Source organism: Azospirillum humicireducens, from assembly GCF_001639105.2.
GTDB lineage: Bacteria > Pseudomonadota > Alphaproteobacteria > Azospirillales > Azospirillaceae > Azospirillum > Azospirillum humicireducens.
The window spans coordinates 1,422,832-1,439,511 of the sequence record NZ_CP015285.1 but is presented as its reverse complement, the minus strand read 5'-3'; the positions used below and the strand labels follow the sequence as shown (position 1 = coordinate 1,439,511).

The following is a 16,680-nucleotide window of genomic DNA, read 5'->3' as shown; positions in this document are numbered from 1 at the left end:
ACGCGGCCACACCGCCTCCCGACCGGTCGAGTTCAGATCAGCGCACCCTGGCGGGCATCGTCCTCCGCCCCGTCGGCGGGGACCTCGCCATCCTGGCCATTCCCGGTCAGAGCGGAGCGACCGGCCTCGGTCAGGCGGCACACCAGCCAGTCCGGCTTCAACGGATTGTCAAACCAGCGTTCCGCCCATCCCGCCTTCAGGCAGGCTTCGACCGTCGCCTTCTTCACGCGCTGTCCGCGTTCGTCGAACAGCGGCAGCTTGCCGCCCGGCTGGTCCAGACCGCGGCGCAGCCAAGCCCGCTGGACGTCTGACGGGGCGCTGCGGGACGTGGAGCGGCGGGGCTTGGCCATGGACGGGCGACTCTTGCGGATGCGGGACGGGACGGGGGATTGCCAGCCCCGGCGGGGGCTGTGGCAAAGTGCGGGCATCCTACGCGAAAGCGCATTCCGGATGCATCGAAAAGGAGGAGCCCTTCCATGCGTGAGACCGGCACCGACCCTCTCGTCTTCGCCTACATCACCGCCGGTTCCAGGGACGAGGCGCTCCGCATCGGCCGCTCCCTGGTGGAGGAGCGGCTGGCCGCCTGCGTCAACATTCTGGACGGCATGACATCCGTCTATCGATGGAACGGCAGCATCGAACAGGCGGACGAGGCGGTGCTGATCGCCAAGACCCGGTCCTCACTGTTCGACCGGCTGACCGTCCGGGTGCGTGACCTGCACAGCTACGACACCCCATGCGTGGTGGAGCTTGCGGCCGGGCGCGGCAACACCGCCTATCTGGACTGGCTGCGGGCGGAAACGGACTGAGCCGCCGGAAGGCAGACCAGCCGCGCAACCGCCACATGCCGAAACAGGATCTTGACGTCGATCAAGGTCGCGCGCTGCAGTTGACGGTACGGGTCGCCTGACTTGTCCGCTCCTTCGGGCGGGCGCGACAATCGACGCGAACCGGCGTTGCCGCCAGCTCCCATCCGGAACACCTCAATCAAGGACATCGAGACCATGGACGATTGCTCCGCACACGGCCCCACCCCCCTGTCGCTGGACGAGGCGGTCACGCGCGTCGCGCAGGGGTATGGCGCCGTGACAGGGACGGAGGAGGTGCCGCTGCGTCAGGCGCTCGGCCGCGTGCTGGCTGAGGAGGTGGCGGCCCCGGTTAACGTGCCTCCGGCCGACGTGTCCGCCATGGATGGTTGGGCCTATGCCGCCGCTGCCGGCGAGGGGTTCCGGCGCCTCGACATCGTCGGGCGCGTGCCTGCGGGCTCCAGGTTCGAGGGAACCGTCGGGCCGGGGCAGGCGGTGCGCATCTTCACCGGTGCGCCGGTACCGGTCGGTGTCGACACCGTGGCGATGCAGGAGGACTGCCGGACCGATGGAGACGCGGTTCTGGTCCCGGCTTCGCTGAAGCGCGGCTCCAACGTCCGTTCCGCCGGAGAGGACATGATGGCCGGCGCCGTCGTGCTGCACCCCGGCCAGCGGATGCGCGCGCAGGAGGTGGGGCTCGCCGCCGCGGTCGGCCGTTCCGGCCTGACGGTGCGCAAGCGGCTGACGGTCGTGCTGTTCTCCACCGGCGACGAGCTGCGGGAGCCGGGGACGCCGAAGCCCGACCATGCCATCTATGACGCCAACCGCTATACGCTGGCGGCCCAGCTCGATGCGCTGGGGGTGGAGGTGCGCGACCTCGGCATCCTGCCCGACCGGCCGGATGCCACCCGCGCCGCCCTGGCCGAGGCCGCCGGCACCGCCGACCTGATCGTGACCAGCGGCGGCGTGTCGGTGGGCGAGGAGGACCATGTCAAGGCGGCGGTCAACGCGCTCGGCTCCATCGACCTGTGGACGCTGGCGATCAAGCCGGGCAAGCCGCTGGCGCTGGGCCGGGTCGGCGATACGCCGTTCCTGGGGCTGCCCGGCAATCCGGTGTCGGCGATGGTGACCTTCCTGCTGGTCGGCCGGCCGCTCGTTCTGCGCCTGTCCGGGGCCAGCAGCATCGCCACGCCGCGCAGTCTGGTGGTCGCCGACTTCACCTTCACCAAGAAGCCGGGACGCCGCGAGTTCCTCCGCGCCCGGCTGGAACGTGGCGCGGATGGCCGCCCGGTCGCGGTGAAGTTCCCCAGCAACAGCTCCGGCGTGCTGACCTCGATGGTGGAGGCCGACGGGCTGGTCGACATGCCGGCCGAGGCCACCGCCGTGCGGCCCGGCGATCTGGTGGACTTCCTGCCCTTCACCGGTCTGTTCGCGTGACGCTGGAGCAGCTGCGCATCTTCGCCACGGTGGCGGAGATGCTGCACTTCACACGGGCGGCGGAGGTTCTTCACCTGTCGCAGCCGGCGGTCAGTGCCGCCATCGCCGCGCTGGAGGCGGAACATGGCCTGCGTCTGTTCGACCGCATCGGACGCCGGGTGGAACTGACCGCCGCCGGCCAAGTGCTGCACGGTCAGGCCCGCGCCATTCTGATGAAGGTCGAAGAGGCCGCGACCATGCTTGCCGAGCTGTCGGGGCTGTCGCGCGGTTCCTTGCGGCTGGCGGCCAGCCAGACGGTCGGCAATCATTGGCTGCCGCAGCGGCTGCTGCGCTTCGCCGACGCCTATCCGGGCATCCGCGTGGATCTGTCCATCGGCAACACCGAACAGGTTGCCGAAGCGGTGCGCGACGGACGAGCCGAATTGGGCGTCGCCGAGGGAGCGGTGGCCGATTCGGCGCTGTGCAGCGAACCGATCGAGGGCGACCGGCTGCGTCTGGTGGTAGGCGCCTCGCATCCCTGGGCGGGGCGGGGGCGGGTGGACCGGGAAATGCTGGCGGCCGGGCGCTGGATCTTGCGCGAGCCCGGTTCCGGCACGCGCGCGCTGTTCGAGACGGCGATGCGCGGCGTGGGGGTCGAGCCGGATGGGCTGGATGTCGCCATGACCCTGCCGGGGGGCGGGATGATCCGGGCCGCCCTGCTCGCCGGGATCGGTGCCAGCATTCTGTCCGACCTGATCGTGGCCGACGATCTGGCGTCCGGACGCATCGTCGCGCTGGAGGGGCTGGACCTGCCGGCCCGGCCCTTCCATCTGCTGCGCCACCGGGACCGCCACCGCAGCCTGGCCGAACGGGCGTTCGTTCGATCCGCGCTGAATGGCGGACCGGCGTCGGCTTCGTGCTGACGGGGTTGCGAATCAGGCTGTCCGCAACCTCCGGGCACCAAAGGCGGCGGCCTCGATTGCGGCGAAGGCCAGCATCGAGATGCCCACCATCGGGAAGAAGAGTCCGCCTGCGATTGCGATGACGATCAGCCCCTTCGGCACGGTGGTTCCCGCCGGCAGCCGCGGCGCGCCCAGGCTGCCCGCCGGTCGCCGCTTCCACCACATCACCACCCCCGACATCGTCAACCCCACCATCGCCACCAGCGCGGCGAGCAGGACCAGCTGGTTCGCAAGTCCGAAGGCCTGGCCCATGTGAATGCTGACCCCCCATTCGGCCAGACGGCCGAACAGGCCGAGGTCCTTCAGCTGCATGTCGAACAGCGGCTTGCCGGTATATTGGTCCAGATGGACGACGCGCTCCTTTGTGATGTCGTCGGGATAGACCGATGCCGTGAAAACGCCGTCCGGCTTGGTCGGAATGACGATGGCGTAGCCCGGTTCCATTCCCAGCCCATCGACTGTCCGCACCACGTCGTCCAGCTTCGCGGGAACGCCGGATGCCGTCTTGGACAGTGGTGTCGGCTGATTCTCGACGATCCAGGGGGCGCGGTCGATGGTGTCCTTCAGCGGCACGGTGGAGACCGGATATTTGTCCCAATAGCCGTCCGGCATGCCCATGCCGACCGCATAGGCGGCGCTGTAGAACTGCTTGCCCCAATATCCCGACCATGGCAGGCCGGTCATTGCCAGAAAGACGATGAAGATGCTGACGAAGATGCCGGTAACGGCGTGGAGGTCGCGCCAGAACATCCGTTTCCCCGGCCGGCCGCGGACGGTCACGACACCGCCCTTCTGGCCGCGCGGCCACCACAGGTAGATGCCGGAGGCGGTCATCAGCACCATCCAGCCGGCGACGCCTTCGACGATGCGTTCGGCGAACCAGCCGACATATTCCAGGCTGTGCAGCTTGCGCACGACATACATGGTGGGCGATCCGGCGGAGCTGCCATCCCACAGGCTGCCCAGCACCCGGCCGTCATAGGGATCGACATAGACGACATCCTTCAGCCCGTCGGTGCCGACGATCTTGACCTCGGCGGGACGGTCGGGCGCGGCGGGCGGGGCGTAGCCCTTCAGCGTGCCGGGATGGGCTTCAAGCGCCTTCGCCACCAGGGCGGACGGCGCGAGCCGCTCGGTCGTTTGGGGTGCGACGATGCGCAGGTCGCGGTGCAGCCTGTCGTTGATCTCATCCTTGAACAGATAGATGGCGCCGGTGACGGACAGCAGGATGACGATGGGGGCGCAGATCAGGCCGGCAAAGAAATGCCAGCGCCACAGCGCGCGGTAAAGGGCAGAGCCGATGGCTCCGCCTTGCAAGGGTCCAGTCATGATTTTCCATTCGGTCGTCGCAGTGCGGATTGCCCGGAGTTCAGGCAGTTCAGTGCTTCGGCTGACGACCGGATGGCGGGGCCTGGGACTGGAAGGGCTTCCGCTCCTTGGGATGGAAGAGCCCGTCGGGCTTCGGCAGCTCCGCGGACAGCAGGATCGCATGCGGCATGACCGGCATCTGGAAGGCCGGCAGCAGAGCGACATAGTGACCGAGCCAGCTGCAAGGCAGATGCAGCGGGGACAGCTTTTGCGTGTCGGTGCCGTCGGCATCCGTCAGGGGGACACTGTCCCGCAGGGGAACGCCGTCCCGGTCGACCGGAAGATAGACGATCTCGCTGCCGGTGCAGATGGCGACATAGCCGTCGCGGTCGGCGGCGCCGGCGGCGGGAGCGGCGATGCGGACGAAAAGGCTCAGCGCCAGCGCGAGTGCAAGCGCCAGCCCCCACCGTTCCTGCAGTCCGCGGCAATAAGCCAGCATCCCGTTGCGACCGTCTCGCAGATCAGATGGTCGGGATCGTTACCCGATCCGCGACAGGCGAACAAGCGCCGTGAGTTCACCCTACGGCCGAAAGGTGCATCGGCGGTTCGCCATATCGCCAGCATCCGATTATCGGCGCTATAAACGGAGCGTCCCGTTTCCGGTGGTAAGGCGATATGATGGCACGGCTTTTGACGCTGCTCTGTGTCCTGGTGGTTATGGCCGTCGCGGCCGGTCCGGTCCGGGCCGACTACACGCCGCCGGGGGCGCTGTCCGATGGCACTGCCTATGCCAACGGGCTGCTGTTGAAATCGCCGCCGCAGCCGAAGCCGCAGGTGATCGCCGACTTGCTGAAGCAGGCGCGCGCCGCCCGCGACCGCAAGGACATGGCCGGCGCCATCCAGGCCTATGAGAAGACGATCACCCAGGGCGGCGGCTCGCCGTCGGTCTGGCTGGAGCTGAGCGCGGCCTGGATGGCGGCGACTCCGCCCAACAAGGATCGCGCGTTGCAGAGCGCCGTCATGGCCGGCCAGTTCAACCCGAAGGACGAGGAGCGTGTCGCCATCCTCTGGCGCATCGCCACCTTGATGGACGAGGCGTTCGGCAAGCCCGACGAGGCGGTGAAGGCGCTGAAGGCGATCCGCGAACTGGCGCCGAAGCTGGAGGCCGCCACCCTCGACACCCAGGCGCCGAAGCTGGAGGAGCGGTTCGTCGCCATGCGCCGCAAGGCCGGGCTGGCGATGACCGGCGTCACCGTCAACGCCGAGGGCAGCAGCCCGCGCGTCTGCTTTCAATTCTCCGATCGGCTGAGCGGCAAGCAGGGCGTGCGCTTCGACGATTACGTCCGGGTGGAGCCGCCGACCAAGACCGCGCTCGAAGCGCGGGAGAACAGCCTGTGCCTGCGCGGCGTCACCCATGGTTCCGGCTACACCGTCACCCTGCGCCAGGGTCTGCCCGGCGAGGACGGGGTGAACCTGAAGGCCGACGAGACGCAGCGCGTGCGCGTGCCCGACCGGCCGTCGATGGCGGCCTTCCGCGGCTCCGCCTACATCCTGCCGCGCAAGGGGGCCGACGGCATCCCGGTGGTCAGCGTCAACACCGACCGGCTCGACGTGTCGGTCTACCGCATCGCCGACCGCGCCCTGGTCTCCAACAAGTATGAAGGCAACATCTTCAACGAGCTGACCAGCTATTCCGCCGACCGGCTCGCCCAGGAGAATGGCGAGCTGGTGTGGTCCGGCTCGCTGGAGGTGAAAGGGGAGCGCAACCGCGACACCACCGCGGCGATCCCGTTCCGCCAGGCCGTCGGCGACGATCCCAAGGCCGGCCTCTATGTCGTCACCGCCCGCCCGCACGACGTGGAGGAGTCCGACCGCTGGGATGCGCTGGCGACCCAGTGGGTGCTGCTGTCCGACATCGGCCTGACCAGCTTCCGCGGCGCCGACGGGCTGACCGTCTTCGCCCGCTCCTTCGGCACGGCCAAGCCGCTGCCGGGGGTCGATGTCGCCCTGGTCGCCCGCAACAACACCGAACTGGCCCGCGTCAAGACCGACGAGTTCGGCCGCGCCCGCTTCGCCCCCGGCCTGTTGAAGACCGGCGGCAACGCGCCCGAGATGGCGATGGCCTATCTCGGCACCGATTTCGCCATGCAGGATCTGACCGGCGCCGCCTTCGACCTCAGCGACCGCGGGGTCGGCGGGCGTCCGGCGCCGGGGCCGATGGACGCCTTCGTCTATGCCGACCGCGGCGTCTACCGCCAGGGCGAGACGGTGAACCTGTCGATCCTGCTGCGCGACGACAAGACCGAGGCGGTCGACAATTTCCCGTTGACGGTGAAGGTCCTGCGTCCCAGCGGCACCGAATATTACAGCGGCGCGCTGAAGGGCCAGGAGGCCGGCGGCTTCTTCCTGCCGCTGACCCTGACCCGCACCGCGCCGCTCGGCGGCTGGGAGGTCCAGGTCTACAGCGACCCGAAAGGCGAGCCGATCGGCCGCGGCTCCTTCCAGGTCGAGGATTTCGTGCCGATCAAGCTGGCGCTCGACGTGACGGCCAGCGCGCCGATCCTGGTGCCGGGCCAGCCCTTCGAGGTGACGGCGCAGGGCCGCTTCCTCTACGGCCCGCCGGCCGCCGGGCTGGAGGGCACCGCCGAGGTGGCGCTGAAGACCGACCCGATGCCCTATCCGGCCTTCAAGGACTATCGCTTCGGGCGCGTGCAGGACAACCCGACCGAGCGGCTCGACCCGCTGGAGTTCCCGACCACCGACGAGCAGGGCGTCTCGCACATCGCGGTGACGCTGCCGGAGGTGCCGGACACCAGCAAGCCGCTGCGCGCCGACATCCGCGTCACCCTGTCGGAGCCGGGCGGGCGCCCGGTCCACAAGTCGGTCAGCGTGCCGGTGCGGCCCAAGACCCATGCGCTGGGCCTGCGCCCGCGCTTCTCCGACGGCCGCATCGGCGAGGGGGCGGAGGCCGCTTTCGACCTCGTCGCCGTAGCGCCGGACGGCAGCGCCGTCGCCAAGCCCGGCATCAGGTGGGAACTGGTGGAGGAGCGGGTCTCCTTCGTCTGGTTCCGCCGTGACGGACGCTACAGCTACAACGCCACGGTGCGTGACATCCCGCTGGCATCCGGCAGCGTCGATGTCGGCGCCGACAAGCCGGCGCTGGTGGCGCTGGGCAAGCGCGACTTCGGCCGCTACCGGCTGGAGGTGACCGACAAGGCGGCGGGCGTCGCCAGCTCCTACCGCTTCTATTCCGGCTGGGCCAGCGGCGACGAGACCGCCGACATCCCGGACAAGCTGGAGGTCTCCACCGACAAGCAGTCCTACAAGCCCGGTGACACCGCCCGCATCCGCGTGGCACCGCCCTTCGCCGGCGAGCTGCTGGTGACGGTGGCGACCGACCGCATCTTCGACGTGCGCACCATTTCGGTTCCGGCCGAAGGGGCGACGGTGGAAATCCCGGTCGATGCCGCCTGGGGGCCGGGCGCCTATGTCACCGCCACTGCCTATCGTCCCCCAGTCAAGGGGCGGGAGCGCCAACCGGTGCGCGCCATGGGCGTCGCCTGGGTCGGCGTCGATCCGTCGGTGCGCAGCCTGAACGTCACGCTCGACGCGCCGCAGGTGATGCGCCCGCGCAGCCGGCTGGAGGTCGGGGTGAAGGTCGCCGCCGCCGATGGCGGGAAGATCGAGGACACCTATGTCACGCTGGCCGCGGTGGACGAGGGCATCCTGCGCCTGACCGACTTCGCCAGCCCGCAGCCGGAGAAGCATTATTTCGGCAAGCGCCGGCTGGGGCTGGACATCCGCGACGATTACGGCCGGCTGATCGACCCGCTCGACGGCCCCTATGGCGCCATGCGCCAGGGCGGCGATTCCAGCGGCGCCGGTCTGCCGGTTGTGCCCTTCACCGTCGTCTCGCTGTTCCATGGGCCGGTGAAGGTGGGGGCCGACGGCACCGCCCGCATCGGCTTCGACGTGCCCGACTTCAACGGCGAGCTTCGGCTGATGGCGGTGGCCTACAGCCGTGGCCGCGTCGGCTCCGCCGCCGGCCCGGTGACGGTGCGCGACCCGCTGGTGGCCGACGCCATCCTGCCGCGCTTCCTCGCCCCCGGCGACGACAGCCGCGTCACCCTGTCGCTCCACAATGTCGAGGCGGCGGCCGGCACCTATGAGGTCGCCGTGACCGCCCAGGACGCGGTGGCGGTTGAGGGCGGAAACCTCTCCGTCCCGCTGGCGAAAGGCGAGCGCAAGACGCTGATCGTGCCGCTGAAGGGCATTGCCGCCGGCATCGGCCATGTCGCCGTGGCGGTGAAGGGGCCGGAAAATCTGGCGCTGAACCACGAGTACGGCATCACCGTCCGCCCGGCCCGCGCGGTGGAGACCCAGTTCGTCACCCGTCAGATCGCACCGGGCGAGAGCATCCGCTTCGACGGGGCCGATCTCGCGACCTACCTGCCGGGTACGACCAGCTGGTCGGCCAGCTTCACCACGGCACCGCCCTTCGACGTCGGCGGCATCCTGCGGGCACTCGACCGCTATCCCTATGGTTGCCTTGAGCAGACGGTCAGCCGCGCCCTGCCGCTGCTGGTGGTGCGCGACGTGGAACTGGCGCTCGGCAAGGACCGCAAGCCGGACGACGGGCTGGAAGCGCGGGTCCAGCAGGCGATCTCCCGCACGCTGGACAAGCAGCGCTTCGACGGCGCCTTCGGTCTGTGGGGCGCCCAGGACGAGGCCGACGGCTGGCTGACCGCCTATGCCGCCGAGTTCCTGGTCCGCGCCAAGCAGAAGGGCGAGGCGGTTCCCGACAAGCCGCTGACCGACGCCCTGAACTGGCTGCGCCAGCGCGCCATCGCCAGCGCGTCGGAGCCGGCTGATCTGGCGGTGCGCGCCTATGCCCTGCACACGCTGGCGCTGGCCGGGGTGTCGCTGCCGGGACCGGCGCGCTACCTGCACGACACCGCGCTGAAAAAGCTGCCGACGCCGCTCGCCAAGGGGCAGCTGGGGGCGGCGCTGGCCCGTATGGGCGACCAGGAGCGGGCGGCCAGCGCCTTCGACAGTGCGGTCGGTCATCTGGCGCGCGAGGAGTGGCATGTCGATTACGGTTCCACCGTCCGCGATGCCGCGGCGCTGGTGGCGCTGATGACCGAGGTCAACATGGCGGGCAACCGCCTTCCGGCCCTGATCGACCGGCTGCCCGCCTCGGCCACCGCTGCCAACCGCACCAACACGCAGGAAAAGGCATGGTCGGTCCTGGCCGCCGACGCGCTGCTGCGCGGTGCGCCGGCCAAGGTGGAAGTGACGCTGGGCGGTACGCGGCGAGACGGATCGCGGGTCGACTTGACCCCGACGCTGGCCCAGCTGAAGGCCGGCATCCCGGTCGCCAATTCCGGCAAGGCGGCGGTGTGGCAGGCGGTATCGCTGTCCGGCGTGCCGGTGGCGCCGCAGCCGGCGGCGCGCGAAGGGCTGCGCATCAAGCGCAACTTCTTCACCCGCAAGGGCGAGGTGCTGAACCTCGACACCATCAAGCAGAATGACGTGTTCGTCGTCGTGCTGGAGGGCGAGGCCAACACCAAGCTGTTCCACCAGGGCATGGTGACCCACGCGCTGCCCGCCGGCTGGGAGATCGAGAACGCCAAGCTGGGCGGCGGCACGCCGGAGGAGATGACGTGGCTGGGCGAGCTGACCTACACCCGCACGACCGAGGCGCGCGACGACCGCTATGTCGCCGCGGTGGACCTGACGGAGGACCAGCAGAGCTTCAAGCTGGCCTTCATCGTCCGCGCCATCACCCCCGGCACCTATGAACTGCCCGGTGCGACGGTCGAGGACATGTACAAGCCGCGCTTCTTCGCCCGCCAGACCACCGGGCGGATCACGGTCCATCCGGCGGAGTGACGATTGGCGTGGGCTTGGGTGCGTAACGTTTGGATGAGGCGGGCGGGGCTGGCGGCGGCAGTCGTCGCCACCCTGCTGGGAACGGCGCTGCTGCTCGACCGGCTGTTCCCGCCGCCGCTGGACCGGCTGGCCGACCTGTCGGTGACGGTCACCGACCGCAAGGGCCAGCCGCTGCGCGTCTTCACCAACGCCGTCGGCGCATGGCGGCTGCCGGCGACGGTGGAGGATGTCTCCCCCCTCTTCGTCGAGCTTCTGCTGGCCTATGAGGACCGGCGCTTCGAGAGCCATGCCGGCGTCGATCCGCTGGCGGTGCTGCGGGCGGCGGCGCAGAATCTGGGGGCGGGGCGGGTGGTCTCCGGCGCCTCCACCATCACCATGCAGGTCGCCCGTCTTCTGGAGCCACGCCCGCGCACCCTTTCCGCCAAGCTGATCGAGGCGGCGCGGGCGGCGCAGCTGGAATGGCGGTTCAGCAAGCGCGAGATCCTCGGCATGTATCTGACGCTCGCCCCCTATGGCGGCAACATCGAGGGGATTCGCGCGGCCTCCCTCATGCTGTTGGGCAAGTCGCCGGTGGAGTTGGATGCGGCGGAGGCTGCGCTGCTGGTTTCGCTGCCGCAATCGCCCTCGCGGCTGCGGCCGGACCGCTATCCGGAGCGGGCGCAGGCGGCACGCGACAAGGTTCTCGACCGTGTGGCGGAGGTGAGCGCGCTGTCGCCCAAGGCGGTCGCGGAGGCGAAGTCGCTGCCGGTGCCGTCGGCGCGCCTGTCCTTGCCGGCATCCGCCCCGCATCTGGCCGACCGGCTGCGCAGCGCCGATCCCGGCCGGGCGGAGATCGCCACCACCATCGACGGCACCCTGCAACAGGCGGTCGAGGCCCTTGGCCGCCGGGCGGCGGAGACGCTGAATCCGCAGGCCGGGCTGGCGGTGCTGGTGGTGGACAACCGTGACCGCTCGGTGCTGGCCTATCTCGGCAGCCCCAATGCGCTGGACGAGACGCGGCAGGGGCCCATCGACATGGTGCGGGCGGTGCGCTCGCCCGGATCGGCGCTGAAGCCCTTCATCTACGGGCTGGGCTTCGACGACGGCATCATCCACCCGCTCACCCAGATCGCCGACGTGTCCACCCGCTTCGGCGACTGGGCGCCGCGCAACTTCGACCGCAGCTTCACCGGCGACCTGACGGTGATGGAGGCGCTGCAACGCTCGCTGAACGTGCCGGCTGTTCTGGTGCTCGACCGGGTGGGGCCGCTGCGGTTCGCCGACGCATTGCGACGGGCCGGTACAAGGCTGGTGCTGCCCCATGGCACGGCGCTGCCGGGCCTGCCGGTGGCCTTGGGCGGGGCGTCGATCAGCCTGTGGGACATGACGGCGCTCTACAGCGGGCTGGCCCGTGACGGGGTGGTTGCGCCGTTGCGCATGACCAGGGACGACGACGATCGGGCGGAGTACCGGTTGCTGTCGGCCACGGCAGCTCAGCAGGTTCGGGCGATCCTGGAGGGCTCGCCGCCGCCGCCGGGCGTGGTGCAGGCGCAGGAACTGCGCGGCAGCGGGCCGGTGGCACTCAAGACCGGCACCAGCTATGGCTTCCGCGACGCCTGGGCCTTCGGCGTGACCGGGCGCTATACGGTCGGCGTGTGGGTTGGCCGTCCGGACGGTACGCCCAGTCCCGACCACTACGGCCGCAACACCGCGGCACCGCTGCTGTTCGAGGTCTTCGACCGGCTTCCGGCCGACCGTGGACGGCCCGCGGGCCCGGTGCGCAACGAATCGCCGCCGGAGTTGCTGCGCCGCCTGCGGCCCGGCGATGTCGAGATTGCCGGGCCGCGCCAGACCGACCGGCTGCGCCTGACCTTTCCGGTCAGCGACATGGTGCTGGAGGCGCTGGGGCCGGACGGAAAGGGAGAGCCGATGACGCTGACCGCCACCGGCGGGCGGAGGCCGCTGTCCTGGCTGATCGATGGTCGCCGCATCGCCCAATCGCCCATCGCGCGCGAGGTGGTGTGGAGGCCGGACGGTCCTGGGCCGGTTCGCGTCACAGTGCTCGACGCGGACGGCCGCAGCGACAGCGCGACCGTCGAGATCCGCTGAAAAACGAAAGTCTTAGGATGCGCGGCGCAGGCCAAACGGGGCATCGTCGCGCTGGCTCCATACCCGCGTGCGAACCCGCATCTGCTTCTGGCAATCCACCGAGCAATAGAGCGGTGCCGGCCCCCGGGTCGACGGACGGACGAACGGACGGCCGCAGCAGGCGCAGTGCAGCTGGCGGGTCGCGGTGTGCGGGGTGTTGGCCGTGCGGGCGGAGGCGGACATGGTCGCGACGGTGGTGGGTTGTTTCGGGTGAGCGCGAATATAGGCGCGCTGTGTTGCAGTTCCATGCTCGGGAAAACTCTTAGAACCGAATGGGTAGGTGGGCTGTCCGGCGGTCGACGGCGATTGACCGCATCCGCCCGAGGGCCTATCTGAAAAGACTTGGTAACGAGCGGGAGCATTGCGGTGCCGTTCTGCGTCGCCGACTGGCTGCGGAAGCTGACGAGGATCGCGGGAGCAGTGGCCCTGGCGATGTTCTGTCTGCTGCTGTGGCAGGGGGCCGCCGTCGCTGCATGCCCACAGCACGGCTCCGGCGCTTCTTCCGCGGCCATGGCGCAGCACCATGTGCAATCGGTTGCGAAAACCGACGATGCCCGCTCCGCTCCTCACCACCCGGAAGGGTCTGTCCGGCAGGGATCCCGTCCGCATGGTGTGCTGCAGCCCTGCTGCGGCGGCATGGCATGCGCCTTCATGGCCGTGGCGCCACCCGTGGACTGGCTGATGGCTCCGGTGGAACTGGCTAGGTCGATGCCGGGCTGGCCCGCCGGACCGCTGCGCGAGGGGCAGGGGGTACGTCCTGACCTGCCGCCACCGCGGCTGGGATGAGGCGTTCGCGCCGTCCGCGCCCGTTCGGGGCGTGACGGTGTCTTCGGCACTTTCCCCCAATTCGAATTTCCGGTGTCCGCAATGACTCTCGCGCTTTCGCGCCGCCGTCTGCTGTCGACGGCGATGGCCGGCGGCTGTGCCGCCCTGCTGCCCGCCTTTCCCCGCTCCGTCCTGGCCGCCGCGCCGGCCAAGGATCGACCCATCCGCCTGACCATCGAGCGCCGCACGCTCGATGTGAACGGCAAGGCGGCGAGCGTGTTCGGCATCCGTCAGCCCGACGGAACGCATGGACTCGTCCTCGACCCTGGACGGCGCTTTCTGGTCGATCTCGCCAACCGGGCGGGGGAAGAGGCGGTGATCCACTGGCATGGCCAGACGCCGCCCCATGCCCAGGACGGCGTGGCCGACATCAACCGCCCGACCATCCGCGACGGCGGTTCCGCCAGCTACGATTTTGCGCCGCGGACGGGGACGCACTGGATGCACTCCCATCACGGGTTGCAGGAGCAGCTGCTGATGGCCGCTCCGCTGGTGGTCCGAGGCCCCGACGACGTCCGTGCCGACGAGCAGGAGGTGACCGTCCTGCTGCACGACTTCACCTTCCGCGATCCGGCCGAGGTTTTGGCCTCGCTGACAGGATCGGCCGGCGGGACGGGGCATGGCGGCCACGGCCAGATGGGACATGGCTCCCACGGCTCCATGGGGCACGGCGCCATGAACCACGGCGGCATGGCGATGGACTTGAACGATGTCGAGTATGACGCCTATCTCGCCAACGACCGCACGCTTGCCGACCCCGAGGTGGTCCGGGTGGAGCGGGGCGGTCGGGTGCGGCTGCGGGTGATCAACGGCGCCACCTCCACCGCCTTCCATCTCGATCTGGGGCGCCTGACAGGTGAGGTGGTCGCGGCGGACGGCAATCCGGTGCATCCGGTCATCGGCAACCGGTTCGGGATCAGCATGGGGCAGCGGCTCGACATCCGGCTGACCCTGCCCGCGGATGGCGGAGCCTTCCCGATCCTTGCCCTGCGTGAAGGAGCGATGCAGCGGACCGGCATCGTGCTCGCGACGCCCGGCGCCATTGTGCAGCGGGTGGCGGAGCAGGGAGAGGCCGCGACCGAAGCGCTCGACCTGTCGCTGGAGCGGCGGCTCGTCGCCGAACAGTCGCTCGGCACCCGCGCGGCGGATCGGACGGCGCGGGTGCGGCTGACCGGATCGATGACGCCCTATGTCTGGAGCCTGGACGACAGGACCTTCGGCACGCACGCGCCGCTGACGGTGCGTCAGGGCCAACGGGTGGAACTGACCTTCGAGAACCCGTCGATGATGGCGCACCCCATGCACCTGCACGGCCATCATTTCCAGGTGGTGGCGATCGATGGCCGCCCGGTGGTGGGGGCGGTGCGCGACACCGTGCTGGTGCCGACGATGGGCAGCGTGACGGTGGCCTTCGATGCCGACAATCCCGGCCGCTGGCCGCTCCACTGCCACAACCTGCTGCACATGGCGACGGGGATGATGACGGAGGTGGTGGTCGAGGGGGTGGGATGATTCTTGCCGCGTTAGACCCCCACCTATCCTCCCCCGCCCAGCGGGGGAGGGTTGGGGTTGGGGTCTAACGCGGCACGGAAATGCGTCTCCCCCTCAATAATGCGGCGGCGGGCGGTCGTCCTGCGGCGAAGCTATCGCGTATTCCGCCGCCTCCACCCGGTCTCGCATGCGCTTCAACTGTGCGGTCAGACGGTCGATGGTCTGGCCCTGGGCGAAGATGACTTCCGACATCTCCTCGGCCATGCGCTCATGGTGGGCGAGACGGCTTTCGAGATCGGCCAGACGTTCTTCGATAAGACGCTGTTCGAGGGCGGGATCCATGGGGCACCGGTCAGACGGGAAGGAACGGGGAGGGGCCGCAAGATGGACCATTCCCCGCTCCGGGTCGAGGGTGCCTTTCCGCTCACGCCATCGCCGTGGTGCCGGCCAGCCAGCCGGACAGTCCGGTCAGCAGCAGGACGGTCAGGCTCGCCAGCCGCAGGGTCATCGGCGCCATCGCCAGCCCGCCCATCAGCTTGGCATTGCGCAGCAGCAACAGCATCGGGATCAGGATGAAGGGCAGGGTCAGGGCCAGAACCACCTGACTCAGCACCAGCAACTCGTCGACCGCGCCATCGCCGGCGCTGCCCAGAACCGCCAGCGCCGGGATCAGCGAGGCGCCGCGGGTGATCAGGGCACGGGTGACGGGGCGCAGGCGCAGGTTCAGGAAGCCCTCGGTCACCATCTGCCCGGCCATGGTGCCGGTGGTGGTGGAGCTTTGGCCGGCGGCCAGCAGCGCGATGGCGAAGACCAGCGCGGCGGCCCCGCCGATGCTGCTGCCCAGCAGGGCATGGGCATCCTCGATTCCGGGAGTGCTGCCGGTGGTGACGCCCTGGAAGGCGACCGCGGCGACTGCCAGGATGGAGCCGTTGACCAGACCGGCCAGCGCCAGCGCGGTCGACAGGTCGATGGTCAGCCAGCGGGCGGCCTGCCGGCGCTCCTCCTCCGTCTTCACCTCGGCCAGCCGCGAGCGGACCAGACCGGAGTGCAGGAACAGGTTGTGCGGCATGACGGTGGCGCCGATGATGCCCAGCGACAGGTACAGCATCTCCGGATCGCGGGCCAACTCGATGGTCGGAACCAGCCCGGCCAGCAGGGCACCGGGATCGGGGCGGGTGATCACCAATTCCCAGGCGAAGCAGACGACGACCACGCTCATCAGCGCGCCCACGACCAGTTCGGGCGCTCGGCCCCGCGCACCCGGCAGCGCCAGGATGCCGAAGGTCAGCACGGCGGAGATCACCACGCCGGCCATGATCGGGATGCCGAACAGCAGCTTCAGCGCGATGGCGCTGCCCAGCAGTTCGGCCAGATCGGTGGCGATCATCGCCAGTTCCGACACCGCCCACACCCCCATCGCCACCGGGCGGGGAAAGCGGTCGCGGATCAGCCGGGCCAGATCCTTTCCGGTCGCCAGCGTCAGCCGGACAATCAGCCCCTGCAGGAAGATGCCGGCCAGGCTGGCGATCAGCACCGCCGACAGCAGCGCGAAGCCGAAGCTGGACCCTGCCGCGATGTCCGTCGCCCAGTTGCCCGGATCCATATAGCCGACCGCCACCACGAATCCGGGGCCGAGCATGGTCCAGAACCGGCGCCCCGGTGCAGGAATGCGGGTGGGAATACCGGTGTCGATGGTGGGGGATGCGGTCTTCACGCCGGTTGCTCCTGAACGGTCCTCGGCGGCCAGAGACTTGACCGCCGATGCAAGAATGACCGACCGGTTTGATAGTGTCCAATCGATGCTACGCAACATCGCAATAGGGAATATCTATCGATATGGAGGCTCTGCCGGA

At 69.7% G+C, this 16,680-nt stretch carries 12 protein-coding genes; 7 read left to right on the top strand and 5 right to left on the bottom strand.

What is annotated here, in order from left to right; translation table 11 throughout:
- Window positions 1-32 precede the first annotated feature (32 nt).
- Window positions 33-350 (bottom strand): hypothetical protein, encoded by a 318-nt coding sequence (locus A6A40_RS06580; protein ID WP_063634686.1) that lies wholly within the window; start codon window positions 348-350, stop codon window positions 33-35.
- A gap of 126 nt (window positions 351-476) precedes the next feature.
- Here A6A40_RS06580 and cutA point away from each other — a divergent pair, with 126 nt between their 5' ends.
- From cutA to A6A40_RS06565, 3 genes are all read left to right on the top strand, one after another.
- On the top strand, window positions 477-809 hold the full coding sequence (gene cutA, locus A6A40_RS06575; protein WP_063634685.1) for a divalent-cation tolerance protein CutA: 333 nt from the start codon (window positions 477-479) through the stop codon (window positions 807-809).
- Window positions 810-1,004: 195 nt separating this feature from the next.
- Entirely contained in the window at window positions 1,005-2,243 is a 1,239-nt protein-coding gene (locus A6A40_RS06570) for a molybdopterin molybdotransferase MoeA (RefSeq protein ID WP_063634684.1), read from the top strand.
- Window positions 2,240-3,145: a LysR family transcriptional regulator gene (locus A6A40_RS06565; RefSeq protein WP_063634683.1), complete on the top strand. Its 906-nt coding sequence runs from the start codon at window positions 2,240-2,242 to the stop codon at window positions 3,143-3,145. Before A6A40_RS06570 ends, A6A40_RS06565 begins: the two co-directional genes overlap by 4 nt.
- Window positions 3,146-3,157: 12 nt before the next feature.
- Here A6A40_RS06565 and A6A40_RS06560 read toward each other — a convergent pair whose 3' ends face one another.
- Complete coding sequence (locus A6A40_RS06560) at window positions 3,158-4,513, bottom strand: PepSY-associated TM helix domain-containing protein (protein ID WP_063634682.1); 1,356 nt, start codon at window positions 4,511-4,513, stop codon at window positions 3,158-3,160.
- 49 nt (window positions 4,514-4,562) lie between these two features.
- A complete protein-coding gene (locus tag A6A40_RS06555; RefSeq protein WP_063634681.1) occupies window positions 4,563-4,991 on the bottom strand; it encodes a hypothetical protein in 429 nt (142 codons plus the stop codon).
- A gap of 176 nt (window positions 4,992-5,167) precedes the next feature.
- Between A6A40_RS06555 and A6A40_RS06550 the strand changes: the two genes are divergently transcribed.
- The 4 genes from A6A40_RS06550 (at window position 5,168) to A6A40_RS06535 (ending at window position 14,848) form a co-directional block, all read left to right on the top strand.
- Window positions 5,168-10,384, top strand: coding sequence for an alpha-2-macroglobulin family protein (locus A6A40_RS06550; protein ID WP_063634680.1), 5,217 nt, complete (start codon window positions 5,168-5,170; stop codon window positions 10,382-10,384).
- Window positions 10,385-10,417: 33 nt separating this feature from the next.
- On the top strand, window positions 10,418-12,472 hold the full coding sequence (gene pbpC / locus A6A40_RS06545) for a penicillin-binding protein 1C (RefSeq protein WP_063634679.1): 2,055 nt from the start codon (window positions 10,418-10,420) through the stop codon (window positions 12,470-12,472).
- 690 nt (window positions 12,473-13,162) lie between these two features.
- Window positions 13,163-13,297, top strand: coding sequence for a hypothetical protein (locus tag A6A40_RS32110; protein WP_257792284.1), 135 nt, complete (start codon window positions 13,163-13,165; stop codon window positions 13,295-13,297).
- An 81-nt stretch (window positions 13,298-13,378) separates the two neighbouring features.
- The gene (locus tag A6A40_RS06535) at window positions 13,379-14,848 is read left to right on the top strand and encodes a multicopper oxidase family protein (RefSeq protein WP_063634678.1); all 1,470 of its coding nucleotides are present in this window, start codon (window positions 13,379-13,381) and stop codon (window positions 14,846-14,848) included.
- 93 nt (window positions 14,849-14,941) lie between these two features.
- Here A6A40_RS06535 and A6A40_RS06530 read toward each other — a convergent pair whose 3' ends face one another.
- The gene (locus A6A40_RS06530) at window positions 14,942-15,169 is read right to left on the bottom strand and encodes a SlyX family protein (protein WP_063634677.1); all 228 of its coding nucleotides are present in this window, start codon (window positions 15,167-15,169) and stop codon (window positions 14,942-14,944) included.
- An 82-nt stretch (window positions 15,170-15,251) separates the two neighbouring features.
- Window positions 15,252-16,541 carry an Nramp family divalent metal transporter gene (locus A6A40_RS06525; protein ID WP_063634676.1) on the bottom strand — a complete coding sequence of 430 codons (1,290 nt, stop codon included), beginning with the start codon at window positions 16,539-16,541 and terminating at the stop codon, window positions 15,252-15,254.
- Between the last annotated feature and the right edge of the window lie 139 nt (window positions 16,542-16,680).

Bases quoted from the DNA above. Each gene is read 5' to 3' on its own strand.
- A6A40_RS06580 (WP_063634686.1), bottom strand. From the start codon at position 350: ATGGCCAAGCCCCGCCGCTCCACGTCCCGCAGCGCCCCGTCAGACGTC.
- cutA (WP_063634685.1), top strand. From the start codon at position 477: ATGCGTGAGACCGGCACCGACCCTCTCGTCTTCGCCTACATCACCGCC.
- A6A40_RS06570 (WP_063634684.1), top strand. From the start codon at position 1,005: ATGGACGATTGCTCCGCACACGGCCCCACCCCCCTGTCGCTGGACGAG.
- A6A40_RS06560 (WP_063634682.1), bottom strand. From the start codon at position 4,513: ATGACTGGACCCTTGCAAGGCGGAGCCATCGGCTCTGCCCTTTACCGC.
- A6A40_RS06555 (WP_063634681.1), bottom strand. From the start codon at position 4,991: ATGCTGGCTTATTGCCGCGGACTGCAGGAACGGTGGGGGCTGGCGCTT.
- A6A40_RS06550 (WP_063634680.1), top strand. From the start codon at position 5,168: ATGATGGCACGGCTTTTGACGCTGCTCTGTGTCCTGGTGGTTATGGCC.
- pbpC (WP_063634679.1), top strand. From the start codon at position 10,418: ATGAGGCGGGCGGGGCTGGCGGCGGCAGTCGTCGCCACCCTGCTGGGA.
- A6A40_RS32110 (WP_257792284.1), top strand. From the start codon at position 13,163: ATGGCCGTGGCGCCACCCGTGGACTGGCTGATGGCTCCGGTGGAACTG.
- A6A40_RS06535 (WP_063634678.1), top strand. From the start codon at position 13,379: ATGACTCTCGCGCTTTCGCGCCGCCGTCTGCTGTCGACGGCGATGGCC.
- A6A40_RS06530 (WP_063634677.1), bottom strand. From the start codon at position 15,169: ATGGATCCCGCCCTCGAACAGCGTCTTATCGAAGAACGTCTGGCCGAT.